Source organism: Paractinoplanes rhizophilus, from assembly GCF_042664765.1.
GTDB lineage: Bacteria > Actinomycetota > Actinomycetes > Mycobacteriales > Micromonosporaceae > Actinoplanes > Actinoplanes rhizophilus.
The window spans coordinates 16,751-41,957 of sequence record NZ_JBHTBJ010000031.1; the positions used below are offsets into that span (position 1 = coordinate 16,751).

The window sequence follows — 25,207 nt, forward strand, 5'->3', positions numbered from 1 at the left end:
CTATCGTTTCCATAGTCGAATAATTCAACTGTCGAAACGTTGGGACAGACTGATGGTGTTTACCCGGATCAGGGTCGTCGTAGTCCTCGTGGCTACCCTCCTGTTCGCCGGGCTGGTGTTCGCGTTCTCGCCGGCCCAGCCGGAGAAGGGCGCGGCCGACGGCCTGCCCGCCGGCGCGCAGTCCACCCGGGTCACCGAGCTTCGCGACCGCTTCCCGAGCGGCCGGGCCGACAGCGCGGTCGTGGTCGTCGAGGGTCCCGGCGCCGAGCGGATCGCCACCGCCGACGCCGGCAAGCTGCGCGGGCTGGCCGGCGTCGAGACCGTGATGAGGCCGGTGACCTCGGCCGACGGGCAGGCCGCGCTCGTGGTGGTGCAGCTCGCCGAGGGGCTCGATGACGACGCGCAGCACGCGGCCGTCGACCGGATCCGGGCCGCGGTGCCGGACGCCCAGGTCACCGGCGGCGCGGCGGTCAGCCGCGACATCGCGAAGGCGTTCGACGGCGCCGACCTCACGCTGCTGTTCGCCACCGCCGCGATCGTCGCGATCCTGCTGCTGATCACGTACCGCAGCCCGATCCTCTGGATCGTCCCGCTCGCCGTGATCGGCCTCGCCGACCAGGTGGTGGCCGAGCTGCTGCCCTGGATCGCCCGCCTGGTGGGGGAGCGCACCGACGCGTCGGTCGCCGGCATCGTCTCGGTGCTGGTCTTCGGCGCCGGCACCGATTACGCACTGCTGTTGATCTCGCGATACCGGGAGGAGCTGCGGCGCACCGGCTCGCGTGCCGAGGCGATGCGCCGGGCCTGGCGGGCGGCCGCGCCGGCGATCACGGCGAGCGCGGGCACCGTCGTGCTCGCGCTGATCACGCTGCTCGCGGCGCAGATCACCGCCAACCGTACGCTCGGCGTCGCGGCCGCCGCCGGCGTGCTCGTGGCCCTGATCTTCGGCTTGTTCGTGCTGCCGGCCGCGGTGGTGGTGCTGCCCCGCGGCGTGTTCTGGCCCCGGGTGCCGCACGTCGGCAGCGCCGACCCGACCGAGACCGGGTTCTGGGCGCGCGTCGCCCGCGGCGTCGGCCGCCGTCCCGGCGTGGTGCTGTCCATGGGCCTCGCCGTCCTCGCGCTCCTTTCCGCCGGGCTGTTCCGCCTCGACGTCGGCCTCGACCAGTCCGAGCAGTTCCGCACCCAGGTCCCGTCGATCGACGCCCAGCAGGCCCTGGCCCGGCACTTCCCGGCCGGCGCCGCCCAGCCCGCCACGGTGATCACCGACGCGGCCCGGGCCGACGACGTGGCGGCCGCGTTGCGCCGGACCGAAGGCGTCGCCGCCGTGCTGCCGCCCGAGCGCTCCACCGACGGCGAGCTGGCGCAGTTCAACGTCCAGCTCACCGCCGCCGCCGGCACGCCGGCCAGCGACCGCGCCGTGCAGGAGCTGCGGACGATCCCGGACGTGCTGGTCGGCGGCAACCCGGCCGCCGAGCTGGACAAGCGCGATGCCAACGAGCGCGACGACCGGGTGGTGATCCCGCTGGTCCTCGCGGTCGTGCTGATCGTCCTGATCGCCCTGCTCCGGTCGATCGTCGCGCCGGTGCTGCTGCTGGTGACCGTCGTGGCCAGCTACGCGGCCAGCCTCGGCGCCGCCGTCCTGCTGATCGACGGCCCGCTCGACGCCAACGTGCCGCTGCTGAGCTTCCTGTTCCTGGTCGCCCTCGGCGTCGACTACAACATCTTCCTGATCACCCGGGCGCGCGACGAGGGCGTCCTGCGCGCCCTGGCGGCGACCGGCGGCGTCATCACCTCGGCCGGCATCCTGCTGGCGGCGGTCTTCGCGGTGCTGGGCGTGCTCCCGGTGGTGGTGCTGACCCAGATCGGCATCGTCGTCGGCATCGGCGTGCTGATCGACACCCTGCTCGTGCGGACCGTCGTGGTGCCCGCGCTCGCGCTCAAGCTCGGCGACCGCTTCTGGTGGCCGGCCAGGCCGAGGGTGGGTGCGCAGGCGCCCCGGCCGGCCGCCGCGAAGGAGGCGGTACCCGCGCCGTAGGCGGCGCGGGCCGGCCGGTCATTCGTAGTATTGGACGAGGCAGAACGCGTGGTCCTCCGGATCCGTCATGACGACGACCACGCCGGAGTCGTAGTCGTGCCGTTCCCCCGTGGCCCGGCCGCCGAGGCGGACGACCTCGGCCGTGGCCTCGTCGATGTCGTCGACGGCGACGTCGAGGTGGATCCGCACCTTCCCGTTCGCGGGCTCGGCGACCGGCTGGAACACCAGCCGCGGCTGGGGATCGCCCCGCTCGCCGAGATAGACCCACCCGTCCTCGGACGGCCCGGGCGCCCGCCCCAGCAGCGCGCTCCAGAATCGAGCCACCCGCTCGGGGTCGAGGCAGTCGACCGTCACACCGGACCACACATTCGCCATGCGCTCACCGTCGCAGGCTGGACAGCGCCTCCGCCAGCGAGATGACGTCGGCGTACTTCGCGTTCAGGTCGAACAGGTTGTTCTCGTGCGGGCCGCCATCGCGGTCGGCGCAGGCATCGCGCACGACGATCGGGCGGAAGCCGTGCTGCAGCGCGTCGAGAGCGGAGGCGCGAACGCACCCGCTGGTCGAGTAGCCGCCGATGACCAGGGTGTCGACGCCGTGCGAGGCCAGCCACGCGGCCAGCGACGTGCCGGCGAAGGCGCTCGCGTAGTGCTTGGTCACGACGAGCTCGCCGGCGGCGGGGGAGAGCGGCGGCGCGAAGCCGCCCAGCGGGTTGCCCTCGGCGAAGACCTTGAGCGACGGCACCTTCGCCGCGAACAGCGGGGCCTCACCGCACGACTCGTCGGCGAAGCGCACCCGGGTCCAGACCACCGGGATCGAGCCGTCGCGCGCGGCGGCGGCCAGCGACTCCATGGCCGCGGCGGCCGCGGCGCCGGTGCGCAGGAAGAGCGGCGAGTCGGGCGAGGTGTAGGCGAGCGCGGGGTCGACCAGCAACACGGCCGGGCGGCTGCCCCAGCCGAGCCGGTGCCCGAACCCGGCCGCCGCGTAGTCGGTGGAGAGGGACGTCACCGCGCTGCACCTCCGCCCGGGAAGGGGAAACGCTGCCACGATAGGGCACGCGGCTGCCGTAGGGCCAGCAACGCCGTCGCACCGGCAGTCGCAGGTAGGGGTGCGGGGATGGAGATCGTCGAGGTCGGGCCGCGCGACGGCCTGCAGTCTGGCCGACACCATCGGGGTCGGCGTGCCGGCGCAGGTGACCGAGCTGACCGCGGCCGTCCGGGAGGTCAGCGCCGCGCCGTTGCGCGCCCATTTCCACAACACCCGCAACACCGGGTACGCCAACGCCGTCACCGCCGCCGCCAACGGCTTCGCCGCGCTCGACGCGAGCCTGGGCGGGATCGGCGGCTGCCCGTTCGCCCCGGCCGCCACCGGCAACATCGCCACCGAGGACCTCGCCTACCTGCTCAACCGCTCGGGCCTGGCAACCGGCGTCGCGGTGGCGCCGGCGGCCGAGACCGGCGCCTGGATCGGGCAGCAGCTGGGCCTGGACAAGGTCCCGGCGCAGCTCGGCCGGGCCGGCGACTTCCCCGGCGATCGTCGATAGGAGGCGATCGGCCCGGGCGCCCCGAGTTCGCGGGGCGCGACCCCGCGCGATGCGACTGATGGTGCGGGCCGTCGCGGGTCACGCCGGGAGCGTCCCGGGCAGGTCACGTCTGAAGTCGTGCCGCGTTGCGGGCGTCGGCATCGCGCTGTTCGCGGGCGCGCCGCCCGGACGAGGTGGCGCCGGACGCGTGGGTGTGGCCCGGGATCGACCCGGTGCCTTCGGCGGAGTAACCACCGCTCGGCACGGGCGCGCCCGCGCCGGCGCCGTACCCGGCGGAGCCCGCCTCCGCGCCGGAGCCGCCGCCCGAGTCGCCGCCGGAGCTGCCGCCCTGCCCGCCGCCGAGGCCGCGGCCCGCGCCGCCGACCTGGCCGCCGCTCTGTGGCGGCACGAAGCCGGGGTGCCGGCCGGCGGACGAGCGGCCGGTGGCGGCGGGCGAAGGGTAGCCCGGCGGGGCGGTCCGGGCGTAGCTCGCGTCGTGCTCGAGCGACTCCGGCGCGCCGATCAGCGCGGTGAACGCGGCCCACGGCATCCGGTCGACCGGCTCGGCGCTGCCGGTGTCGGCGATCTGCCGGTACACCAGCGACGCGGCGCGCAGGGAGGCGAGCAGCGCGGCCACCGGGTGCAGCACGAGACGCACGCCGGCCCGGGCGAGGTCGGCGTCGCCCGGCACCGGCCGGTTGCCGGCCACCTCCGAGCGGTTGACGACGATCGGCACGCCCGGCAGCGCCTCGTGCACCCGGGCGAGCTCGTCGAGGGTGTCGACGCCCTCGGGGAGGACCGCGCCGGCGCCGGCCGCCGCGTAGGCGCGGCAGCGCTCGATCGCGTCGTCGAGCCCGCGCACCGGGTAGGCGCCGGTGCGGGCGATCACCGCGAGCCCCGGCACCTCGCGGGTGAGCGCGGCGACCGTGGCGGTGGCGATCCCGGCCTCGACGACCTCCGCGCCGGCCGGGTGGCCCGGGCGCCGGGGCTGGGCCCGGTCGTCGAGGTGCAGGCCGGAGATGCCGGCGCGCACGTACGCGTGCCCGGTCCAGACGGCGTCGAGCGGGTTGCCGTAGCCGATGTCGGCGTCGGCGATCAGCGGGATGCCGTCGAGGGCGGGCGCCAGCGTGGCGGCCCGGTCGGCGATCTGGGTGGCGTGCACGAAGCCCAGGTCGGAGCGGCCCAGCATGAGCGCCGACACGGCCGCGCCGGAGAGGTGGACGGCCCGGTGCCCGGCCGCCACCGCGAGCGCCGCGGTCACCGGGTCGTACACGCCCGGGACGTGCGTGACGGTGCCGGCCGCGAGCAGCGCCCGCAGCTCATCCGCTCCGGTCATGATTGAGCCTCCCTCGATGGTCGTGGAGGCGATTGTCCCTTTCGCGTTATCGTTCACGCCATGCGCACCGCCCGACTTCACGGCGCCGGGGACGTCCGCCTTGCCGACGAGCCCGATCCGGTCCCCGGCGAGGGCGAGTCGCTGGTCGAGGTGCGCAGCGTCGGGCTGTGCGGCTCCGACCTGCACTGGTTCGCCGAGGGCGGGATCGGCGACGCGGTCGTCGCCCGCCCGCTGGTGCTCGGCCACGAGATGGCCGGCGTGGTGCGCGGCGGCCCGTGGGACGGCCGGCGTGTCGCGATCGACCCGGCCATTCCCTGCCTGCGCTGCGAGCCCTGCCTCGACGGCAACCCGAACCTCTGCCTGACCATCGTCTTCGCCGGGCACGGCCGCTGCGACGGCGGCCTGCGCGGGCTGATGGCCTGGCCCAGCCACCGGCTGCATCCGATCCCCGACACCATCACCGACGACGAGGGCGCGCTGCTCGAGCCGCTGGGCGTGGCCCTGCACGCGTACGATCTGGCCCACTCCCGCCTGGCCCAGACGGTCGCGGTGGTCGGCTGCGGCCCGATCGGCCTGATGCTCATCCAGCTGGCCCGCCTGGCCGGCGCCACCCGCGTGCTCGCCGCCGACCCGCTGCCGCACCGCCTCGCCGCCGCGACCGGCCTGGGCGCCGAACCGCTCGACGGGTCCGCGCCCGAGGCCGGCCTGGTCTTCGAGGTCGCCGGCTCCGACACCGCCGTCGAGGCCGCCCTGCGTGCCGCCAAGCCGGGCGCCCGGGTGATCCTGGTCGGCATCCCCGACGGCGACCGCACCTCGTTCCCGGCCTCGATCGCCCGCCGCAAGGGCCTCACGCTGGTCATGTCGCGCCGCATGGGCGAGGTCTACCCCCGGGCGATCGCCCTGGCCGCGCAGAAGAGGGTCGACCTCACGTCGCTGGTGTCGGCGGCCTTCCCGCTGACCGAGATCGGCGCGGCGATGACCACCGCGGCCGCCCGCACCGGTCTCAAGATCGTCGTCCATCCCTGACCGGAGCGTGTCGTAACAGACAGCGGCCGGCATCTATGATCTCCGGCTCGCCGGGCGCAGGATGGGCACAGATGCCCTGATGACGGGGGCCCGCACGAGGCGGTGGACGATGGCCGGCAGCGGTATCGAGATGATCGGCATCGAGGTGGTTCCGGAGAGCGCGCGCTCCGGCGAGCCGCGGTCGTTGTTCTGGCCGTGGTTCGCGTCGAACATCTCGGTTCTGGGCGTCAGCTACGGCGCGTTCACGCTCGCCTTCGGCGTCTCGTTCTGGCAGGCGGTGATCGCCGGCGTCGTGGGCATCGTGGTCTCGTTCGCGCTCTGCGGGGTGATCGCGCTGGCCGGCAAGCGGGGCTCGGCGCCGACGATGGTGCTGTCCCGGGCGGCGTTCGGGGTCAACGGCAACCGGCTCACCGCGGCGCTGTCCTGGCTGCTCACGGTGGGCTGGGAGACGGTGCTGGTCATCCTGGCCACGCTCGCCACGTCCACGGTGTTCACCCGGCTGGGCTGGGGCGGCGGCACCGGCACCAAGGTGGTCGCGCTGGTCGTCGTGTCGGCGATCACGGTGCTGGCCGGCGTCGCGGGGTTCGCCGTGGTGATGCGCCTGCAGGCGGTGATCACGGTGGTGGCGGCGGTGCTGACGGTGGTCTACATGGTGCTGTCGGCCGACCACATCCACTGGGCGACCGTGTCGTCGTTGCCGGCCGGCTCCGCTCAGCACGTGATCGGCGCGCTGGTCTTCCTGATGACCGGCTTCGGGCTGGGCTGGGTCAACGCCGCCGCCGACTACTCGCGATATCTGCCCCGGCGGGCCTCGGCCCGCGGCGTGTTCGGCTGGACCACGTTCGGCGGCGCGCTCGGTCCGGTCGTGCTGCTGATCTTCGGCCTGTTGCTGGCCGGCTCGTCGGCCGACCTGGCCGACGCGATCGGCGCCGACCCGATCGGTGCCCTGACCACGCTGCTGCCGACGTGGTTCCTGGTGCCGTTCGCGATCGCCGCGGTGCTCGGCCTGATCGGCGGCGCCGTGCTGGACATCTACTCGTCCGGGCTGGCCCTGCTCACCGCGGGCGTCCGGATCCCGCGCTACCTGGCCGCCGGCGTCGACGGCGTCATCATGATCGCCGGAACGATCTACGTGGTGTTCTTCGGCAGCAGCTTCATCGGCGCCTTCCAAGGCTTCCTGATCACGCTCGGCGTCCCGATCGCGGCCTGGTGCGGCGTGATGGTGGCGGACGTGGCGCTGCGCCGCCGCGACTACGCCGAGGACGAGCTGTTCGATCCGCGGGGGCGCTACGGAGACGTACGTGTGCTGCCCTTGATCTTGGTTGTCGCCGGCACCGCGATCGGCTGGGGCCTGGTCACGAACTCGTTCGCGGGCTGGCTGGGCTGGCAGGGCTATCTGCTCGGGCCGCTCGGCCTCGGCGGGCGGGACGGCGACTGGGCCTATGCCGGGCTGGGCATCCTGGTCGCTCTGCTGATCGGTTTGGTCGGCACGCTGATCGGCAGCGCCGCAACGGTCCGCCGGCAGGAGGCCGCGACCTCACCGGTCCGCGACGTGGTCACCGAGCCGCGCGCGTAACGCCAGTCGATCGATCCGCACCGCCACGTCCGGCGTCACCGACGTGGCGGTGAATCCGTCGCCGGCCGGAGAAGCGTGACCGCTGACCGGAAGAGCGCCGTCCGAAGGCGACCGCTGACCAGAAGCTACGCGCCAGTAGCTAAGTGAGGCATCGACGTCCTAACATCTATGAAATTGTTTCGCGTTCGCGTGTTCCCGAAGGGATGCGTCAGATGCGCCGATACCGTCCTCTCCACGTCCTCGCCGCCACGGTCCTCGTCACCGCCGCCACCCTCACGCCGATCGCGGCCTCGCCGGCCCAGGCCGCCTACGCCGCCGACGACTACTGCCTCGGGCAGTGCTCCGACATCCTGCCGCCGGGCCAGAACGGCGACGCCGACCTGGTTCAGATCCTGGCCAACCAGGCGTTCGGCATCCTGCCGCCGCATTCCGACGACCAGCTGCAGAAGTACGGGAACCTGGCCTACAACTACACCGGCCTGACCCCGGAGCAGATCAACACGTTCTTCAACGACAGCTCCTACGGCGTGGCCCCGGGCGACGTCGCGAGCACCAAGTCGCCCCGCAGCGACGTCACCATCGTGCGGGACAAGCAGCTCGGCATCCCGCACATCACCGGCACCACCCGGGCCGGCCTGATGTACGGCGCCGGATACGCCGGCGCCCAGGACCGCCTCTTCCTGATGGATCTGATGCGGCACGTGGCCCGGGGCAACCTGACCAGCTTCGCCGGCGGCGCCGAGGGCAACCGCGAGCTGGAGCAGAGCGTCTGGCGCAACTCGCCGTACACCGAGGCCGACCTGCAGGCCCAGATCACCGCGCTGCAGAACTCGGGCACCCGCGGCGCGCAGCTCTACACCGACGTGCAGAACTACATCGCCGGCATCAACAAGTACATCGCCGACTGCATGGCCGCCCACGACTGTCCGGGCGAATACGTGCTCACCGGCCACCTCGACGCCATCACCAACGCGGGCGGGCCGGTCGCCTTCGTGCCGACCGACCTGATCGCGATCGGCGGCGTCATCGGCGGGCTGTTCGGCGGGGGCGGCGGCAACGAGATGCAGTCCGCGCTGGTCCGCATCGCCGCCCGCGCGAAGTACGGCGCGACCGCCGGGGACGCCGTCTGGCAGCAGTTCCGCTCGCAGAACGATCCCGAGACGGTGCTCACCCTCCACAACGGACAGACTTTCCCGTACGGGTCGGGGGATCCCGACGCCGCGGGGGTCGCCATGCCCGACGCCGGCACGGCCCGGCCCGAGCCGATCGTGTTCGACAAGACCGGCTCGGCGGGCGCCGCCGGCGGGACCAGCGCGCTGGCCGACTCCCTGGGGAGCCTGAAGATCGACGGCGCCCACCGCGGGATGTCCAACGCCGCGATCGTCTCCGCCGCCCACTCGGCCACCGGCCACCCGGTCGCCGTCTTCGGGCCGCAGACCGGGTACTTCGCGCCGCAGCTGCTGATGGCCCAGGAACTGCGCGGACCGGGGATCAGCAGCCGCGGCATCGCGTTCAGCGGGCTCAACCTGTACACCCTGATCGGGCGCGGCCCGGATTACGCGTGGAGCGCCACGTCGTCCATTCAGGACATCACCGACACGTACGCGGTGAAGCTGTGCAATGCCGACGGCAGCGCGGCGACCTTGGCCAGCACCGGTTACCTCTACCACGGCACGTGCACGCCGATGGAGGCGCTGACCCGGAGCAACTCGTGGAAGCCGACCGTCGCCGACTCCACCGCGGCCGGCTCCTACCGCCTCACCGTCCAGCGCACCAAGTACGGCCTGGTCACCTGGCGCGGCCTGGTCGGCGGCGTGCCCACCGCGTTCACCAGCCTGCGCTCGACCTACCGGCACGAGGCGGACTCGGCGATCGGCTTCCAGATGTTCAACGAGCCCGACCAGATGGCGACGCCGGCCGCGTTCATGAACTCGGCGTCGAACATCTCGTTCGCCTTCAACTGGTTCTATGTGAACTCGACCGACTCCGCGATGTTCACCTCGGGCGCTCAGCCGATCCGCGCGCCCGGCGCGGATCCCAACCTGCCGACCAAGGCCGAGCAGGCGTACGAGTGGCAGAACTGGAACCCGGCGACGAACGTGGCCGCCTACGTTCCCGCGTCCGGCCACCCGCAGGCGGTGAACCAGGACTACTTCGTCAGCTGGAACAACAAACAGGCGCTCGGGTACGGCGCGGCCGACGGCAACTTCAGCTTCGGCTCGGTGCACCGCGGCGACCTGCTCGACAAGCCGCTGAAGGCCGGGATCGCGGCCGGCGCCAAGTACGACCGGGCCTCGCTGCTGCAGGTGGTCGAGTCGGCGGCCGTCACCGACCTGCGCGGCACCGACGTGCTGCCGGTGCTGCTTCGGGTGATCGACACCGCCACGGTCACCGACTCGGCCCAGGCCGCGGCGCTGGCCAAGCTGCGCACCTGGCTCGCCGCCGGGGCGAAGCGGCAGGAGACGTCGGCCGGCAGCAAGGCGTACGCGAACGCCGACGCCATCCGGATCTTCGACGCCTGGTGGCCCAAGCTGGTGCAGGCGGCCTTCCAATCCGGCCTCGGTTCCGGCCTGTTCCAGGCCCTGGTCGACACCCTGCAGATCAACGAGTCCCCGTCCGGCGGGCAGACCGGCCCGGTCTCGTCGCTGCCGACCAGCGCCAACGAGTCCCAGGCGCACAAGGGCTCGAGCTTCCAGTACGGCTGGTGGGGATACGTCGACAAGGACCTGCGCGCGGTCCTCGGCGACAGCGTCCCCGGCTGGTCCACCAAGTATTGCGGCGGCGGCGTGGTCGGCGCCTGCCGCACCGCCCTGCTGACCAGCCTGTCGGCCGCGCTGGCCGAGCCGGCCGCTACGACGTACCCCGGCGACGCCACCTGCCCGGCCGGCGACCAATGGTGCGCCGACGCGATTCTGCAGAGCCCGCTCGGTGGCATCAAGCACGGCCTGATCGCCTGGCAGAATCGCCCCACCTACCAGCAGGTCGTCTCGTTCCCGGCCAGGCGCGGCGACGACATCGCCAACCTGGCCACCGGCCGGACGGCCACCGCGTCCAGCTCGCAGCTCGGCCACCCGGCCCGCGACGCGGTGGACGGCAGCCTGTCCACCCGCTGGGCCAGCTCGTGGTCCGACAACCAATGGCTCCGGGTCGATCTGGGCGCCACCGAGCCGGTCGCGCGGGCGGTCATCCGCTGGGAGGCCGCGTACGCCCGGACGTACAAGATAGAAACCTCGGCGGACGGTGCCACCTGGACCCAGGCCGCCGCCGTGACCGGCGGGAACGGCGGCCTGGACACCGTCACCTTCCCGGCGGTGTCCGCCCGATACCTGCGCCTGACCGGCCAGACCCGCGGCACGTCCTACGGCTTCTCCATCTACGAGCTCGAGCTCTACTCCCACTGACCGAACGGGCCCCGGCCGCGCGGCCGGGGCCCGTCCGGGCGGGTTGCGTGCCGCTGGTTCGATGTCTCCATGAACACCTGGACCGTGATCCTGCTCGTGGCCGCCGCCGTCGGGGTGGTGCTCGCTCTTTCCGGCTCGTCGCTGCAGGAGCGCCGGGCCACCGCGGTCCGGGTCTACCGCCGGCTCACCGGGGCGTTGCCGCTCGAGGCCAAGCGAGCGGTCGACCGCATCGCCGCCGGCGACTGACCGGCATCAAGTGCATCGGCCCGAAATGCTCAAGTTCAAGCGGCCTCGCCACGCGGCTCGAAACCTACTTTGAGGCTCACGTCCAGAGCCGCCGCCAGCCGTTCCAACAAAGTCAACGTGGGTACGGTCCCGCCGGCCTCGAACCGGGCGACCGCGGACTGCGTCATGCCCGACGCCTTCGCCAGCTGCGTCTGGCTCCACCCGCGGCGCTCACGGAGCTCCCGAACGGAACGGCCGAGCTCGAACGCCAGCCGCGCGGCGTCGTACGCCTCCGCCGCGCCCGGCTCGGCCATGCGCCGCTCCCGCATCGCGGACCAACCGACACCTTCGCTCATGACCTAGCCTTCCTCATCCATGACCTCGTGCGCCTCATCGATGCATCGCGCCAGCGCTCGGCGCGCCCGGTCGATCTCCCGTTCGTCCCGCATACGTGTCTTGTGAAAGACCGTCAACAGGATGATCCTTCTCCGGGCGGCGATCCAGTAGGTGACCCGAACCGCGCGGCGGTCGAGGTAAAACCGCAGTTCGCGCAGCTTCCGATCGAGCTGTTTTGTGTAGGGTTCGCCCAGCAACGGCCCTTGTTCAGCGAGCAGATCGACATAGAACGCCGCGTGCGCGAATTGAGCTGTCGGTAGGCTCTCCAGCCACTTCTCCACCTCCGGCTCCAGCTCGACAACACCCCAGGTCATAGCGACGATGCTATACCCGCGCTCATCGAGGTGCGAGGACAACCGGGGCGGAGGGACCGCCTCGCCGCGCGGAATCTACGGGACGCCGCGGATGCGGGTCACCAGGACCGAGCCGAGCACGGTCACCACGCCCGCGGCGAGGAACAGGACCGGGTAGCCGCCCAGGTAGGACACCAGCGGGAAGGCCAGCGCCGGCCCGAGGACCTGTGGCGCCGAGTTGGCGATGTTGATGACGCCGAGGTCGCGGGCGCGGTCCGTGGCGGCCGGGAGGACCTGGGTGATCAGCGCCTGGTCGACCGAGAGGTAGACGCCGAAGCCCAGGCCCAGGACGACCGCGGCGATCAGGGCGCCGGTCCAGGTGGGCCAGAACGCGAGCAGCAGCGTGGCCGCGGCCATCACGTAGCCGGAGAGGATGACCGAGGGCTTGCGGCGGCCGGTGCGGTCGGAGATGACGCCGCCGGCCACGACGGTCAGCACGGTCGCGATCGTGTAGACGACGATGAGGATCGCCAGGCCGTCCTCGGCGCTGTCGAGGTGGACCCGGTCGCGCAGGAAGTACAGCAGGTACAGGGTGGCCATCGCGTTGCCCAGCTGCACCAGGAAGCGGGTGCCGAAGGCCCAGGCGAAGTCGCGGTCGCGGAACGCGTCGAAGTGGAAGGCCTTGAAGCGCGGCGGCGCGGAGATGGCCGGGTCGCGGGTGGCCAGCACGAACGGGAGCGCGGTCAGCACGACCACGGCGGCGATCAGGGCGTAGCCGCCGCCGATCGCGGTGACGGCGAGGACGCCGGCCACCACGCCGACCGACTGGGTCAGGCCCACCCAGCCGGAGACCAGGCCGCGCTGGTCGACCGGGGTCTGGTCGGGCACGACCGCGGTGAGGCCGGCCTGCAGTGTGTTCAGCCCGGCCTGGGCCAGGCACCAGCCGATGCCGACCCACAGCAGGGTCCGCTGCCCGCCGAGGAAGACCAGCGCGGCGCCGCCGAAGAGGGCGCCGGCCACGATCCAGGTGTGCCGGCGGCCGGTACGGGCCGTGGTGATGTCGGACAGGGCGCCGGCGAGCGGGCCGGCGACCACCGCGATCAGCGCGCCGATCGCGGTGATGACGCCGAGCGCGGTCTCCTTGTGCTGCGGGCTGATGTCCTCGATCTGGTTGGGCAGCAGCACCTGCAGGGGCCCGAAGTAACCCATCCACAGGCCCAGGTTGGCCAGCGAGAGCAGGGCGATCCAGCGGCCGCCCACGCGCGTCTGCCGCAGGTCGGTCACCGCAGCGCGTCCCGCAGCCAGCGGAACGATGCTCTCGGCGTACGCGTCAAGGTCTTGAAGTCGACCCGGACCAGCCCGAACCGCTGGCTGTATCCCTCGGCCCACTCGAAGTTGTCCAGCAGCGACCAGACGAAGTAGCCGCGCACGTCGACGCCGTCGGCGATGGCGCGCCGGACCGCGCCGAGGTGGCCGTCGAGGTAGTCGATGCGGAACCGGTCGTCGAGCACGTCCTCGGTGGAGCAGCCGTTCTCGGTGATGTAGACCGGCGGGAGCCGGTAGGCGCCGTTCAGGCCGGTGAGCAGCTCGTGGAGGCCGTCCGGGACGACCGGCCAGCCGAAGGCGGTGGTCGGCACCCCCTCGATCGGGCGCAGCTCGAACATCTCGCCCGGATCGGCCGGCGCGGCCACCAGCGTCGGGTTGTAGTAGTTGATCCCGAGGGCGTCCAGCGGCGTCGCGATGATCCGCAGGTCGCCGTCCCGGACGACTGGCGCCAGGCCCTCCGCGAGGAACTGCGGATATTCGCCGATCAGGACCGGCTCGTTGAAAAGGCGGTTGTGGAAGCCGTCGTAGAGCATCGCCGCCGCCCGGTCGGCCTCGCCGTCGCTCGCCGGCGCCACCGGGGTGCAGTTGTTGGTGATCATCACCTCGGTCGCGCCGCGCTCGCGCAGCTGCCGCACCGCCAGGCCGTGCCCGAGCAACTGGTGGTGCGCCACGGGCAGGGCTTCGAGGTTGAGCGTCCGGCCTGGCGCGTGCGTGCCCCAGGCGTACCCCTGGGCCATGTGCACGACCGGCTCGTTCAGCGTGATCCACCGGGTGACCCGGTCGCCCAGCCGGTCGGCCACGTGCCCCGCGTACTCGGCGAACCGCAGCGCCGTGTCGCGGCTCAGCCAGCCGCCGGTGTCCTCGAGCGCCTGCGGCAGGTCCCAGTGGAACAGCGTCGGCACCGCGGCGATCCCGCGCGCGGTCAGCCCGTCGACCAGCCGGTCGTAGAAATCGAGGCCGTCCGGGCGGGGCCGGCCGGTCCCGTCCGGCTGGATGCGGGGCCAGGCGATCGAGAACCGGTACGCCCCGGCGCCCAGCTCGGCCATCAGGTCGAGGTCTTCCGCCCACCGGTGGTAGTGGTCGCAGGCCACGTCGCCGGTGTCGCCGTTGCGGGTCTTGCCGGGCGTGTGCGAGAACGTGTCCCAGATCGACGGGCCGCGCCCGCCCTCGGTGACGGCGCCCTCGATCTGATAGCTGGCGGTGGAGACCCCCACCAGAAAACCGTCGGGAAACCCCGGAAGCGACCCCACACCAGCCTCCCGCCAAAGGTGAATTCAGCTCAGGTTAGTGATCGGGCCCACAGCACGGAAGCCCCTACGGCCCGGCGAACCATCCCGCCGCCTGCAACCGGATTGCCGGGCGTCGGCCCGTACGGAAGAGAGGTTTGCGGCAAACGACCCGCCGGCAGCGAATCTCGCTGCCGGCGGACCCCCGATGTTCGGCAAGTCAGTTGGCGCTCTTCAGCGGGAAGCCGGGAACGGCCTTGGTCTTGCCGCCGTTCGGCGAGATCGCGAACCACTTGCCGTTGACGCCCTGGCCGTTGATGTCGCCCGGTTTCGCGTCGGCGATGAAGTAGTAGACCGGCCAGCCGTTGATGGCCACCTGGCAGGTGTGGTCGTCCCGTTCGATGTAGCTGATCAGCTTGGGATCGATGCCGTCGGGGAAGATCTTGCCGGGAGATTTGATGAGCAATGGCGGCCAGGCGTCGGCGCATTGGCCGTTGCAGTTCGACTTCGGCGGCTTTTGCGTGTCGTTGTCGAACCGGTAGAGCGTGCGGCCGGCGCCATCGGTGACGAAATCGCCGATCTGGTCGTTGGCGACCACGTTCAGCTCGACCGTGTTGCTCTTCTTCGTCTTGTCGGCGTTGGGCCTGATGTCCTTGTCGGACGGGCCGCTGAAGATCTTCACCCATTTCTGGGTCTTGGCGACGGTCGGCTTCACCGCCGGCTTCGCTCCGGTCCGGCCGGCGCCGCCGCCGGTGCCGGAACCCTGACCGGTCGCGGACGCGCTGGGGGACGGAGTTGCCGCGTCCGCGCCGGTCAGGTCGCCGGGCCCATCGGAAGGCGGAGGGGCCTCGGCCGACCTGGTCAGCGCGACCGGAAGGGGGATCGCGTCGGTCGATGGCGTCTGCCGGATGCCGCAGCCCGCCAGACCGGTGAGGCCGGCCAGCGTGGCCACGATGATCGATGTGCGTGCCCGCGTCATCATGGCTTTTGCTCCCTCGCTCCCGCCCGGCTGGATCCGGGCCTGCCATCCACACGACGCGTTTTCCCGGACGGTTCACCCGGGTGTGCCAAAGTCCCAAGATCTTTGATCCGGTTGCGCGACCCGGTCGTATCTCAAGTAGCCGCGGCACAGTACGTTCGTCGATGTCGGAAATGGCGCCGGTTCGGTGCCGCGGGAGAAAGAGACGCGATGCCGTCACCGAAGACCAGACCGCGCCGGGAGGTGGCCGATGAAGCACTGGTCAGATCGCTGTTCAACGAACACGGCCGGGCCATGCTCGCGTATGCCACGCAGCTGACCAGGGACCGGCAGGCCGCCGAGGACGTGGTCCAGGAGGCGCTGGTGCGCGCCTGGCGGCACCCCGACAGCCTGGACAGCGGGAAGGGATCGGTGCGCGGGTGGCTGCTCACGGTCGTCCGCAACATCGTGCTCGACCAGATCCGCGCCCGTAACCGGCGGCCCCCCGAGGTCCGGGAGAGCCCGCCGGACGCCGCGGTCGAGGGCGACCACGCCGAGCGGGTGGTCAACTCGATGATCGTGGTCGACGCGCTCAGTCGTCTCTCCGCCGAGCACCGGGCCGTGCTCGAACAGGTCTACTTGAAGGGCAACACGGTCACCGAGGCGGCCGAGGCCCTGGGCATTCCGCCGGGAACCGTGAAGTCCCGGTCCTACTATGCGTTGCGGGCCCTGCGCGAGGCCGGCAACACGGAACGGTTGGCATCATGAGTACGCCGGAGAGCACGAACCCGACCAACGACCACGTCGACATGGCCGGTTACCTGATGGAGATGCTCACGCCCGCGGAGAAGCAGGCGGCGGACGAGCATCTCGCGGGCTGTGCGGCCTGTCGCGACGAGATCGAGTCGCTGCAGGAGTGGTCGTCGGCGCTGCGCGAGATCCCCGACGAGATGCTGATGGACGGCCCGCCCGAGGACGCCGACCTGGTGTTGCAGCGGGCGTTGCGGCAGGTGCGGCAGGAGGCCGGCGGCGGCCGGATGCGCCGCTTCGCCGTCCTGGCGACGGCGGCGGCGGCGATCGTCGTGGTCGCGGTGGGCACCGGCGTCGTCGTCGGCCGGGGTACGGCGCCCGGCGGCACGACGCCGCAGGCGCAGGGCTCCGCCTCGGCTCCGGCGGTGGTGCCGGGCACCCGGGTCGTGACGGCGGCCGACCCGGGCACGGGCGCGCGGATCACCGCGACGATCACGCCGGCCCTGGGCTGGGTGCGGCTGACCGCGACCGTCGCGGGGATCCCGGCGGGGGAGAAGTGCCGGCTCGAGGTCGTCGGCAAGGACGGCTCGGCGATCCTGGCCGGGTCGTGGCTGGTGTCGCCGGCGGGCGAGGCCAACGGGACGCCGCTCGACGGGAGCGCGCTGATCGAGCCGTCCCAGGTGGCGGCGGTGCGGGTGGTGAACACCGCGGGCAAGCAGTTCGTCAGCGTCAACGTGTGAGCCGCCCTGCTTTCTTCTTGACCGGTATAGAAGAACCGTTTACTGTACCGGTATAGAAGGGAGTACGTCATGGAACTGCCCACTGCGATGATCATTGGTGTCGGCCAGGTGCGCCGCCGTTTCGAGGAGTCCGCGCCGGATGCGCCGGCCGTGCCCGCGCCCGAGCGGGCGCCCGGACAACGCCGGGCACGCGCCGCGCTCGCCCGCGGGCTGATCCGGCTGGCGCACGCGCTCGCGCCGCCCGAACCGGCCTGCCGTTGAGGTGCTTTCCGCTGGGTATCGTGATGCGGTGGCCGCACGCGTGACACTGCAGACGATCGCCGACCGGGTGGGCGTCAGCCGGATGACCGTCTCGAACGCGTTCTCGAAGCCCGATCAGCTGTCGGCCCCGCTGCGGGAGCGCATTCTCGCCGCCGCCCAGGAGCTCGGCTACGTCGGCCCCGACCCGGCGGCGCGCGCCCTCGCCAAGGGCAGCACCGGCGCGGTCGGGGTGGTGTTCACCCACTCGCTGCGCTTCGCCTTCACCGACCTGGTGGCCACCGGCTTCCTCGGCGCGATCGCCGAGGAGCTGGCCCCCACCGGGCTCTCGATCACCCTGCTGACCTCCGCCGACGAGGGCGACATCGTGCCGGCCCGGGACGTGCCGATGGACGGGGCGCTGCTCTACTCGTGCGACTGGAGCTCACGGGCGGTCGACTTCCTGCACCGGCGGCGGCTGCCGCTGGTCTACGTCGACCAGGACCCGGCCGACGACATCCCGAGCGTCAACGTCGACGACCGCGGCGGCGCCCGCGCGGCCGCCCGGCACCTGCTCGACCTCGGTCACCGGCGGATCGGCCTGCTGATGTCCGGCACGTACGGGCCGTACGGGCTCGTCGGCGACCTGCACGACGCCGGGGTCGTCGACGGCCACTCGTCCCGGCAGCGGCTGCTCGGCTGGCTCGACGAGCTGGTCCCGGCCGGCGCCGAGGTGATCGCCGCCCGGCAGGACGGCACCGGCCTCGAGCAGGCCCGCTGGGGGGCACGGCTGCTGCTCGACCGCCCCGACCGGCCGACGGCGCTGCTGTGCTTCTCCGACGCCGTGGCGTACGGGGCGCTGCAGGTCGCGGCCGAGCTGGGCATCGACGTCCCGGGACGGCTGTCGGTCGTCGGGTTCGACGACAATCCGCTTGCCGCCCAGGTGCGGCCCGGCCTCACCACGATCCGCCAGGACATCGCGGCCAAGGGCAAGGCCGCGGCGGCCACCCTGACCGCGGCGATCGCGCGGGCCAAGGCGGGCACGCCGGCGCCGGCCGAGCACGTGGTGCTGCCGACCGAGCTGGTGATCCGGGAGAGCACGGCTCCCCGGGCGGAGCCGGGCGAGCATTTGCGCTAGAGCGGATCCGGGTGCGCCTCTTCGATGGCGCTCACCCGCAGGTAGGTGAGCAGGTCCTCGCGGTCGGCCGGGTCGAGGTCGGCGAACGCTGCGTAGGCGGCGCGGCGCGAGCCGGGCGTCTCCGCGGCCAGCAGGCCGATGATCGCACCCCAGGCCAGCGAGACGCGATGGAAAACCCGGTCGGCACGGATATGCCGCAGGCGGCTGGCGTCCGCGAGCGCGGCCACGGCCGCGTCGTCGTCGGCGGCGCGGGCGGCCAGCTCGAAGACCGCCTTGGCCCGATAGACGTCGGCCCGCTCGACGAGCGCCCGCAGCTCGCCGACGGACAACGCCCGCACGTCCGGCTCGGGCGGCAGCGGCGGTGGCGGCGGGATCGTCATGGCGCCCTTCCGAAGATGTCCTCGTACTCCTTGCGGAGCAGCTCGTGCAGCTTGTCGACGGAGTCCTGGTCGCCGATCGAGCGCGCATAATCCATCTCCTGCTGGTAGGCGCGCACCTCGTTCTGATACCGGACCGCGGGATCGGACATCGAGCCGGCCATGCCGAGCCACCCGGCGTCCCGATCCTCGCGCAAGTGTGACATCTCGTGCAGAAGCGCCCCGTACGAGGCGTCCGGGTCGAGCACGATCTGCCCCGGCCGGCCGCGACTCGGCGCCGGCCCGTACGCCATGGCGCCCTCCCGGATGATCACCTCGACGCCGGCCTCCTCGGCCTCCCGCATGGCGGCGTCCCATTCCGCCGGGTGCGTCTCCCGGGCCGGGCCGTGTTTGCGGAGCGGGTCGGCGTCGGCGTGGTACAGGTGGGTGTCGCGCGTGACGTCGGGCCCCGCCGGCCGGTGAGCCTGCGCAGCGCCGCCTTGAGGTCCTCGATGATCTGCCCGAGCCGGCGGATCAGCGGCGTGAGCCGGCGCAGGCTGCTGACCAGCCCGTCGAGCAGGTGCGCGATCCGGCCGACCCACTTGCCCGCCAGCGACGTGACCTGCGCGATCACCCAAGGAGTGCCGAGGCCGAGGGTGAGCCCCTCCTCGGCGAGCCATTCCCAGAGGCGCACGGCGAGGACCGAGACGAAGTCGGCGATCAGGTCGCGCACCAGCATCCGGACGGTGGCGACCAGCAGCCCGGCGCCGGCCGTGATCTCGCTGAGCGCGTTGTTCGCCTTCACCAGGGCGGCGAGCGTCGCCTCGTACTCGCCCGATCGGCCGCGGTAGGCCGCCGCGGCGCTCCCGGTCCAGTCGGTGAGCTGCCCGGCGACCCCGTCGTGCAGCTTGATCCGCGCACCGTCGATCGCGCCGGCCACGTTCGCCCAGGTCTTGGCGTAGGCGGCGATCTGGTCGGGGTCGCCGGCCAGCACGTCGAGCGCATCCGACAGCGGCTTGAGGTGCTCGATGAGCCAGCCGACGCCCCAGGCCACGAGCTGACCGAGCGGGTCGGTGACGAAGGCGAGCGCGTCCAGCCCGGCCGCGATCCCGCCGATCGACGCGTCGATCCAGCCGCCGCCGGAGAACGAAGCCATCAGCGAGTCGATGTCCTCGGCGAGGAAGACGCCGCTGTACCAGCGGGTGCTGTCCTCGCGCGGGGCGATCAGCGGGTCGCTCACCGGCCGAAGTCCTTGGCGGTGCGCACATCGGCGCCGGTGTAGTCGCGTGCGGTGGAGCGCAGATCGTCGGCCGCGCTCCGCAACGACTCCGCGGCATCGCCAAGGGCGTCGATCACCGATTCCTGCACCGGTTCCAGCAGGCTGGGAATCAGCGAGCAGAGGATTCCGTACGCGTCCCGCCCGACGCTCACCGCCGCGGCTGCGCCCCGGGCGTCGCCGACCTGGTCGGCCACCCCGTCGACGGTCGCGGCGTGCCGGGAAATCGCGTCGGCCTGGACCTGGAAGCCCGGGTCAGCGCTCATCGTCCGGCTCGGGGTAGCGGTGCTCGAAGCCGGACACCACGGCGCGGGCGCTCTCGGAGTCGGCGCCGACGGTTTCCGCGGCGATATCGGCGACCCGCTCGGCGAGTTTCGCCTGGGCCCGACGCATCGTGCGCAGGACCTGCCGGGCCAGCTCGTCCATCGGCAGCCGGGCCGCCCCGGGCTCGAGGCGCAGATCCACCAGGCCGCCGGAGCCGTTGACCGTGGTGGTGATCAGGCGATCGGGGTCGGTCGCGTCGACGGTCAGGCCGGCGACCCGGTCGGCCATCTCACGGGCGGCGGCCGCACGCTCCGACACGGAGTCGGACCACGAGCGGACCCATTCCTCGGCCGCGTCCGTCACGGGTCATGACGATAGTCGACGCTGCCCGGTCGCGGCGCCCGCCGGATCGACTCCGGGCGGTTCGGTCAGATGTAGTCGCCCAGGACGCCGGCCAGGACGTCGGTCGCGTCCTGAACGTCTACCTCGGTCATCTGCAGCGGGCCGCCCGTCTCGACGTAGCGGGCCGTGTCGGCCCGTCCCGCGAAGACCGGAGCGAAGCCCAGGTCGCGGATCAGCTTCGACGCGGTCAGCCGGGCGTCGACCAGGTCCGTGCAGACGAACTCGGCCAGCAGCGGGTCGTGGCCCCGCCGCCGGGTGAGGATGCTGGCCGGCAGGGTGTTGAAGGCCTTCACCCAGTGCGCCTCGGGCGCCCACGCCATCAGCGTCTCGAGGCCGCTCAGGCCGCCGGGGGTGGCCTCCGGCGGGTTCGTGGCGTCGAGGACGACCTTGCCGGCGAGCGCGTCGCCGGCCATGTCGATCGCCTCGTGCGCCGACTTCCAGTCCGGCGCGAACAGCACCGCGTCGGCGTAGGCGGCCGCGTCGGGGACCGGCATGGCCACCGCGTGCTCGCCGATCCGGTCGACCAGGCCGCCCAGCCGCTCCGGGTGCCGCGACGTGATCGCCACGTCATGCCCGCTCTCCGCGCACCACTCGGCAAGGGTCGCGCCGAGCTTTCCTGCTCCGATGACGCCGATGTGCATGGTTCCAGCGTGCCAATTCGCCCACCCGCGGGGTGGGCGAACGGCCATTTTCCTGCGTTTCAGCAGCCGGCGCGCCGGCCGTCAGGCTTGCTCTTTCAGCAGCCCAGGTGGTGTGCGCCCGCGCGGGCCGCCACCACATGCGGCACCGCGGCCGTGGGGTCGACCTTGCCGCGCAGCGTCGGCGTCCAGCCCGCGTCGGAGGTGAGATCGGGGTCGTAGGCGGCGTTGTAGGCGGCCACCAGATCGACCGGCTTGGCCCGGCCGTGGCCGGTCCGGACGAGCGAGCCGATCGCGGTGATCTTCGTGCCCTTCCAGTAGTGGATGACGTCGGCGACGGGGATGGTGGCGCCTAGCTCGAAGTAGTTGTTCTCGGCGTAGATGCTCGACTCGACCCCGGCGCCGAGCGAGTACTGGTACAGCTCGTCGGTGGCGATGTACAGGTTGTCGTACACGTCGACCTGGCCGAAACGAACGCGCGGCGCGCGTTGCAGGACGTTGTCGAAGCGGTTGTGATGCACGGTGACGCGCAGCTTGCCGACATCCACGCCGGGGGTGTCGGTCGAGCCGATCAGCATCGTCTTGTCGTGGTCGTAGTAGTCGTTGTACGACACGGTGACCAGGTCGGAGCCGCGGATGATGTCGGACGCGCCGTCGTGCACCTGGTAGGGCCGGCCGAAGTGCAGCGGCTGGTCCGCGTCGTGGTTGCCGCCGTCGCTGAACGTGTTGTGATCGATCCAGACGTTGGTCGCGCCGGAGAGCGACACGAGGTCGTAGAGCGAGTTCCAGTTGCCGGTGGCACCGTCGGTGGGATCCCACGCCGGGAAACAGTCGGCCGCGTCGGTGATTTCCAGATTGCGTACGATCACGTTGCTCACGTTCGTGACCACGAGGCTGCCGTGCGTCAGCCGGCCGCCGTTGATCCCGACGATCGTGGTGTTGCCGCCGACGTTGATCTTGACGGTGTCGCCCTGATTTTTGGCCGAGCGCACCCGGGCGTCCTCGAGAGGCCCGCTGGGCTTGGTGGCCGTGCCCCAGACCGCCGGGTCGTAGGCGGCGAGGAACGCATCGAGGCTGTATTCGGGGTCGGCGAAGGCGTCGCAGCCGACCGGCCGATTGGCCGCGTCCACCCGCAGGTCGATCCGCCCGCTGACGTACACGATCTTCGGGGTGGCGTTCTGCCCGTTGGTGGCGGCGTCGCCGCCGAGGGCGGCGATGAGCTCGGCCCGGTTCCGCACGACCGAGACCTGCGCGTCGTCGGCCGCCGCGCCGCCGGTGGTGCCGGCGCCGGAGGACGCCCAGCCGTCGTTGGCGGGCAGCGTCTGGCGGCCCAGCTTCCGTGCCGCGGGGGAGAGGCCGGCCTTCTTGGCGGCTTGCGTGGTGACACCGGCGGCCGCGGCGGGGGTGAGTCCCGCGCCGGCGGTGAGCCCGGTGGCGGCGCCGGCGGTCAGCGTGGCGGCGGCGGCCTCCGCGGTGAGCTTGGCGTGGGCGGCAGCTTCCGCGCTCGCCCCGGCGGGCGCTGTGCGGGCGCCCGCCGGGGGAGCGGCGCCGGCTGGGGTGGCCGGCGGCGGGCCGGCTGTCCCCAGCGCGGCGACGGCGACGAGGACAGCGGCGGAGGTGGCTATGGAGGGCATGGCATCTCCCTAGAACGGCCGGTGGCGACCGTCGTCATCCGCAGGAAAGCGCTTGCCCGGCCATCATTCTGGTGCGGGTGGACCGCCGTCAATGCTTCGGGCAACGCAGAAAATTTGCAGTGCGGCCCGGCCTGGACACTGTCGGCGACTGCCCTATTTGCAGGACTGCGGCCGCCAGCCGTCGGCGCCGCGCAGGACGGCTGCCATCGTGTTCGCCGCGGCTTGCGCGTCGGTCAGCTGCGGACGCTCGGGTGACGGAATCGCTCCCGGGCCCCGGTTGTGGTATTCGGCCAGCCGGGCCTCGCGCCACGGCCACGTTCCGAAGTCGCTCCAGGCGGTCGCGCCCACGTGCGCGCCGATCCAGGAGTCGCGGATGACGGTCCGGCCGATCGCGTCCGGGTCGTTGCCCGGGTGCCACGGCCGGCCGAGGAAGACCGTGCCGGCCGGCGCGTCCGAGGTCAGCATGCAGCGGTGGAAGAGCAGCCCGTGCGGGTTGGCGACATCGGTGCTCGGCGCGGTCACGTACCCGTTGGGGGTGGAATGTCGATCGAGGGAGTGAATGCGGCAGCGATCGAAGACGGCGGTCGCCCGGCCGAAGATGAAGTCGACGTCGCCCTCGACGTAGCACTCGCGGAAGTACGCCCGGGCCACCACGCCGGCCGCGCTGCTGTTGGTGTAGAGGGTGTCCTGGTTGCCGAGGAACTTCACCCGGTCGAACTCCACCCGGTCGGCCCGGGTCAGCACCGCCACCGCCTGCCGCGACGTGATCTCGGGGTGCGCGGCCTCGTCGAAGAGGTTGGCGAAGGTGAGGTTGCGGGCCCGGAAACCGGCGCCGTCGACGGTGACCGACGCGCTGCCGGTGGTGCCCCAGGGCGTGCCGTCCGCCTTGAGCGTCCCGTTGGCCCGGTCGTCGGCGATCACCACCGCGTCCGGCGTGGCGCCCAGCCCGGTCAGCGTGATCAGCGGCTTGCTCGACGGCACGACGACCTGCCCGAGATAGGTGCCCGGCCGCACGGCGATGGTGAGCGGGGCGGCGTTCCCGGCCGGGACGGCGTCGACGGCCGCCTGGACGGTCGCGAAGTCTCCGGTCCCGTCGGCGGCCACGACGGCGAACGGGGGAGCGGCCCGGGAGCGACCCCGGCCCGCGGCGGCCGGGAAGCGACCGCGGCCCGCGGCGGCCGGGGCCGGTGGCGCCACGGTCGCGGTGAGGGCGGTGCCGGCGAGCCCGCCGCCGGCCAGCTCGAGGAACCTGCGTCTGCGCATCGGTGGAACCTCCGGAGGAAAGGCCTTTCCTGCGGAAGTTAGGCCCATCGATGCGTGCCGTCAATACCCGGCGGCGCTCAGTCCTCCAGCCGCCAGGTGCTCTCCCGGCGCACCAGCTCGGCCGCCACGTGTTCCACCCGCGGCTCGTCCGCCGCCGCGCTCAGCGCCAGCCGCATCGCCCGCTCGCCGAGCTCGGTCAGCGGCAGCCGCACCGAGGTCAGCGCGGGCGTCACGTCCCGGGCGATCGGCATGTCGTCGAACCCGATCACCGCCACCGGCCGCCCGGCGCCGCGCAGGGCCGCCAGCGCGCCCACCGCCATCGAGTCGTTGAGCGCCGCGATGGCCGTCACCGACGGGAACTCCGCGAGGATCCGCTCGGTCGCCGCGACCCCGCCGTCCCGGGTGAAGTCGGCGTGCACGATCCGCTCCTTCGGCAGCCTGCGGCGATACTTGCGGGCGGCCCGCCGCACGCCGGTCAGCCGGTCGGCCGTCGTGGTCAGGGCGGGCGGCCCCGCGATCACCGCGATGTCCGAGTGGCCCAGCGAGAACAGATGCTCCGCGGCGAGGAACCCGCCCTCCTCGTTGTCCGGCATGACGGCATCGCCGGTGTGCTCGTGCCGGCCGATGACGGCGATCCGGCCGCCGGTCGCCTCGAACGCTCGCAGCCGATCGTCCAGGCGGGCGGCGGTGGCGGCGTCCAGGTATCCCGAGCCCGCGATCACGATCGCCGCCACCTGGTGCGCGTGCAGCAGGTCGATGTACTCCAGCTCGCGGTCCGGCTCGCGGTAGCTGTTGCAGATGATCGCCAGCCGCCCGTCGGCCTCCGCGACCCGCTGCAGCCCCCGGGTGATCTCGGCGAAGTACGGGTCGGACACGTCGTGCACGATCACCCCGACGGCGCTGCGATGCGACCGGGCCAGCATCTGGGCGTGCGCGTTCGGCACGTACTTGAGCTCGGCCACGGCCGCCAGCACGCGCGCCCGCAGCGCGTCCGCGACCGGCTTCGGGCTGCCGTTGATGATCCGGGACGCGGTCGCGGTGGAGACTCCCGCGTGGCGCGCGACATCCGCCAAGGTGGCCATGACCGGGGACATTACCGCCGCCCTCGGCCGGCGAGGGGGACGACACCGCTCTTGCCCGCGCGGCCTCTCGCCCATTACGGTCTAGGAAAGCGCTTACCTCACGGGACCGAGG

27 protein-coding genes are annotated in these 25,207 nt (G+C 72.5%); 10 read left to right on the forward strand and 17 right to left on the reverse strand.

Annotation, left to right across the window (positions count from 1 at the left end; all coding sequences use genetic code 11):
* The first annotated feature begins 49 nt into the window (after nucleotides 1–49).
* Nucleotides 50–2,032: an MMPL family transporter gene (locus tag ACFQS1_RS30230; protein ID WP_417629336.1), complete on the forward strand. Its 1,983-nt coding sequence runs from the start codon at nucleotides 50–52 to the stop codon at nucleotides 2,030–2,032.
* A gap of 18 nt (nucleotides 2,033–2,050) precedes the next feature.
* On the opposite strand, the gene ACFQS1_RS30235 is transcribed toward ACFQS1_RS30230, so the two are convergent.
* The gene (locus ACFQS1_RS30235; protein ID WP_378974963.1) at nucleotides 2,051–2,407 is read right to left on the reverse strand and encodes a VOC family protein; all 357 of its coding nucleotides are present in this window, start codon (nucleotides 2,405–2,407) and stop codon (nucleotides 2,051–2,053) included.
* Nucleotides 2,408–2,411: 4 nt separating this feature from the next.
* The gene (locus ACFQS1_RS30240) at nucleotides 2,412–3,038 is read right to left on the reverse strand and encodes an isochorismatase family protein (protein ID WP_378974965.1); all 627 of its coding nucleotides are present in this window, start codon (nucleotides 3,036–3,038) and stop codon (nucleotides 2,412–2,414) included.
* Nucleotides 3,039–3,138: 100 nt separating this feature from the next.
* Between ACFQS1_RS30240 and ACFQS1_RS30245 the strand changes: the two genes are divergently transcribed.
* Complete coding sequence (locus tag ACFQS1_RS30245; protein ID WP_378974969.1) at nucleotides 3,139–3,573, forward strand: beta/alpha barrel domain-containing protein; 435 nt, start codon at nucleotides 3,139–3,141, stop codon at nucleotides 3,571–3,573.
* Nucleotides 3,574–3,676: 103 nt separating this feature from the next.
* Here the strand turns inward: ACFQS1_RS30245 and ACFQS1_RS30250 are convergent, their stop codons facing one another.
* Nucleotides 3,677–4,888 (reverse strand): isocitrate lyase/PEP mutase family protein, encoded by a 1,212-nt coding sequence (locus tag ACFQS1_RS30250; protein WP_378974971.1) that lies wholly within the window; start codon nucleotides 4,886–4,888, stop codon nucleotides 3,677–3,679.
* A gap of 60 nt (nucleotides 4,889–4,948) precedes the next feature.
* On the opposite strand from ACFQS1_RS30250, the gene ACFQS1_RS30255 reads away from it, so the two are divergent.
* The 4 genes from ACFQS1_RS30255 to ACFQS1_RS30270 all read left to right on the forward strand — a co-directional run bounded on the left by ACFQS1_RS30255 (nucleotide 4,949) and on the right by ACFQS1_RS30270 (nucleotide 11,137).
* A complete protein-coding gene (locus ACFQS1_RS30255; RefSeq protein WP_378974973.1) occupies nucleotides 4,949–5,914 on the forward strand; it encodes a zinc-dependent alcohol dehydrogenase in 966 nt (321 codons plus the stop codon).
* A 109-nt stretch (nucleotides 5,915–6,023) separates the two neighbouring features.
* Entirely contained in the window at nucleotides 6,024–7,490 is a 1,467-nt protein-coding gene (locus tag ACFQS1_RS30260) for a purine-cytosine permease family protein (RefSeq protein ID WP_378974975.1), read from the forward strand.
* Nucleotides 7,491–7,702: 212 nt separating this feature from the next.
* Nucleotides 7,703–10,891, forward strand: a complete 3,189-nt coding sequence (locus tag ACFQS1_RS30265; protein WP_378974976.1) for a penicillin acylase family protein — start codon at nucleotides 7,703–7,705, stop codon at nucleotides 10,889–10,891.
* 69 nt (nucleotides 10,892–10,960) lie between these two features.
* Nucleotides 10,961–11,137, forward strand: coding sequence for a hypothetical protein (locus ACFQS1_RS30270; protein ID WP_378974978.1), 177 nt, complete (start codon nucleotides 10,961–10,963; stop codon nucleotides 11,135–11,137).
* A 35-nt stretch (nucleotides 11,138–11,172) separates the two neighbouring features.
* Here the strand turns inward: ACFQS1_RS30270 and ACFQS1_RS30275 are convergent, their stop codons facing one another.
* The 5 genes from ACFQS1_RS30275 to ACFQS1_RS30295 all read right to left on the reverse strand — a co-directional run bounded on the left by ACFQS1_RS30275 (nucleotide 11,173) and on the right by ACFQS1_RS30295 (nucleotide 15,339).
* On the reverse strand, nucleotides 11,173–11,472 hold the full coding sequence (locus tag ACFQS1_RS30275; RefSeq protein WP_378974980.1) for a helix-turn-helix domain-containing protein: 300 nt from the start codon (nucleotides 11,470–11,472) through the stop codon (nucleotides 11,173–11,175).
* Between the two features lie 3 nt (nucleotides 11,473–11,475).
* Nucleotides 11,476–11,826, reverse strand: coding sequence for a type II toxin-antitoxin system RelE/ParE family toxin (locus tag ACFQS1_RS30280; RefSeq protein WP_378974981.1), 351 nt, complete (start codon nucleotides 11,824–11,826; stop codon nucleotides 11,476–11,478).
* A gap of 75 nt (nucleotides 11,827–11,901) precedes the next feature.
* Nucleotides 11,902–13,089, reverse strand: a complete 1,188-nt coding sequence (locus ACFQS1_RS30285; protein ID WP_378974983.1) for an MFS transporter — start codon at nucleotides 13,087–13,089, stop codon at nucleotides 11,902–11,904.
* On the reverse strand, nucleotides 13,086–14,345 hold the full coding sequence (locus ACFQS1_RS30290; protein WP_378974985.1) for a GH1 family beta-glucosidase: 1,260 nt from the start codon (nucleotides 14,343–14,345) through the stop codon (nucleotides 13,086–13,088). The genes ACFQS1_RS30285 and ACFQS1_RS30290 overlap by 4 nt, the downstream gene beginning before the upstream one ends.
* A gap of 232 nt (nucleotides 14,346–14,577) precedes the next feature.
* Nucleotides 14,578–15,339, reverse strand: coding sequence for a COG4315 family predicted lipoprotein (locus ACFQS1_RS30295; protein ID WP_378974987.1), 762 nt, complete (start codon nucleotides 15,337–15,339; stop codon nucleotides 14,578–14,580).
* A gap of 207 nt (nucleotides 15,340–15,546) precedes the next feature.
* Here ACFQS1_RS30295 and ACFQS1_RS30300 point away from each other — a divergent pair, with 207 nt between their 5' ends.
* The 4 genes from ACFQS1_RS30300 (at nucleotide 15,547) to ACFQS1_RS30315 (ending at nucleotide 18,180) form a co-directional block, all read left to right on the forward strand.
* Nucleotides 15,547–16,083, forward strand: coding sequence for a sigma-70 family RNA polymerase sigma factor (locus tag ACFQS1_RS30300; protein WP_378974988.1), 537 nt, complete (start codon nucleotides 15,547–15,549; stop codon nucleotides 16,081–16,083).
* On the forward strand, nucleotides 16,080–16,805 hold the full coding sequence (locus tag ACFQS1_RS30305) for an anti-sigma factor family protein (RefSeq protein ID WP_378974990.1): 726 nt from the start codon (nucleotides 16,080–16,082) through the stop codon (nucleotides 16,803–16,805). Before ACFQS1_RS30300 ends, ACFQS1_RS30305 begins: the two co-directional genes overlap by 4 nt.
* A 69-nt stretch (nucleotides 16,806–16,874) precedes the next feature.
* Nucleotides 16,875–17,066, forward strand: a complete 192-nt coding sequence (locus ACFQS1_RS30310) for a hypothetical protein (protein ID WP_378974992.1) — start codon at nucleotides 16,875–16,877, stop codon at nucleotides 17,064–17,066.
* Nucleotides 17,067–17,094: 28 nt separating this feature from the next.
* Complete coding sequence (locus ACFQS1_RS30315; protein ID WP_378974994.1) at nucleotides 17,095–18,180, forward strand: LacI family DNA-binding transcriptional regulator; 1,086 nt, start codon at nucleotides 17,095–17,097, stop codon at nucleotides 18,178–18,180.
* Here ACFQS1_RS30315 and ACFQS1_RS30320 read toward each other — a convergent pair.
* From ACFQS1_RS30320 to ACFQS1_RS30360, 9 genes are all read right to left on the reverse strand, one after another.
* The gene (locus ACFQS1_RS30320) at nucleotides 18,177–18,560 is read right to left on the reverse strand and encodes a hypothetical protein (protein WP_378974996.1); all 384 of its coding nucleotides are present in this window, start codon (nucleotides 18,558–18,560) and stop codon (nucleotides 18,177–18,179) included. The two genes, ACFQS1_RS30315 and ACFQS1_RS30320, sit on opposite strands and share 4 nt — an antisense overlap.
* The gene (locus ACFQS1_RS30325; RefSeq protein ID WP_378974997.1) at nucleotides 18,557–18,901 is read right to left on the reverse strand and encodes a hypothetical protein; all 345 of its coding nucleotides are present in this window, start codon (nucleotides 18,899–18,901) and stop codon (nucleotides 18,557–18,559) included. Before ACFQS1_RS30325 ends, ACFQS1_RS30320 begins: the two co-directional genes overlap by 4 nt.
* Nucleotides 18,868–19,776, reverse strand: coding sequence for a WXG100 family type VII secretion target (locus ACFQS1_RS30330; protein WP_378974999.1), 909 nt, complete (start codon nucleotides 19,774–19,776; stop codon nucleotides 18,868–18,870). The genes ACFQS1_RS30325 and ACFQS1_RS30330 overlap by 34 nt, the downstream gene beginning before the upstream one ends.
* Nucleotides 19,773–20,078, reverse strand: coding sequence for a type VII secretion target (locus ACFQS1_RS30335; protein ID WP_378975001.1), 306 nt, complete (start codon nucleotides 20,076–20,078; stop codon nucleotides 19,773–19,775). The genes ACFQS1_RS30330 and ACFQS1_RS30335 overlap by 4 nt, the downstream gene beginning before the upstream one ends.
* Nucleotides 20,068–20,439, reverse strand: coding sequence for a YbaB/EbfC family nucleoid-associated protein (locus ACFQS1_RS30340; protein ID WP_378975003.1), 372 nt, complete (start codon nucleotides 20,437–20,439; stop codon nucleotides 20,068–20,070). Before ACFQS1_RS30340 ends, ACFQS1_RS30335 begins: the two co-directional genes overlap by 11 nt.
* A 65-nt stretch (nucleotides 20,440–20,504) precedes the next feature.
* Nucleotides 20,505–21,119: an NADPH-dependent F420 reductase gene (locus ACFQS1_RS30345; RefSeq protein WP_378975005.1), complete on the reverse strand. Its 615-nt coding sequence runs from the start codon at nucleotides 21,117–21,119 to the stop codon at nucleotides 20,505–20,507.
* Between the two features lie 95 nt (nucleotides 21,120–21,214).
* On the reverse strand, nucleotides 21,215–22,750 hold the full coding sequence (locus tag ACFQS1_RS30350; protein ID WP_378975007.1) for a pectate lyase family protein: 1,536 nt from the start codon (nucleotides 22,748–22,750) through the stop codon (nucleotides 21,215–21,217).
* A 153-nt stretch (nucleotides 22,751–22,903) separates the two neighbouring features.
* Nucleotides 22,904–24,013 (reverse strand): pectinesterase family protein, encoded by a 1,110-nt coding sequence (locus ACFQS1_RS30355; RefSeq protein WP_378975009.1) that lies wholly within the window; start codon nucleotides 24,011–24,013, stop codon nucleotides 22,904–22,906.
* A 77-nt stretch (nucleotides 24,014–24,090) separates the two neighbouring features.
* Nucleotides 24,091–25,095, reverse strand: a complete 1,005-nt coding sequence (locus ACFQS1_RS30360; protein WP_378975011.1) for a LacI family DNA-binding transcriptional regulator — start codon at nucleotides 25,093–25,095, stop codon at nucleotides 24,091–24,093.
* Nucleotides 25,096–25,207: the final 112 nt, after the last annotated feature.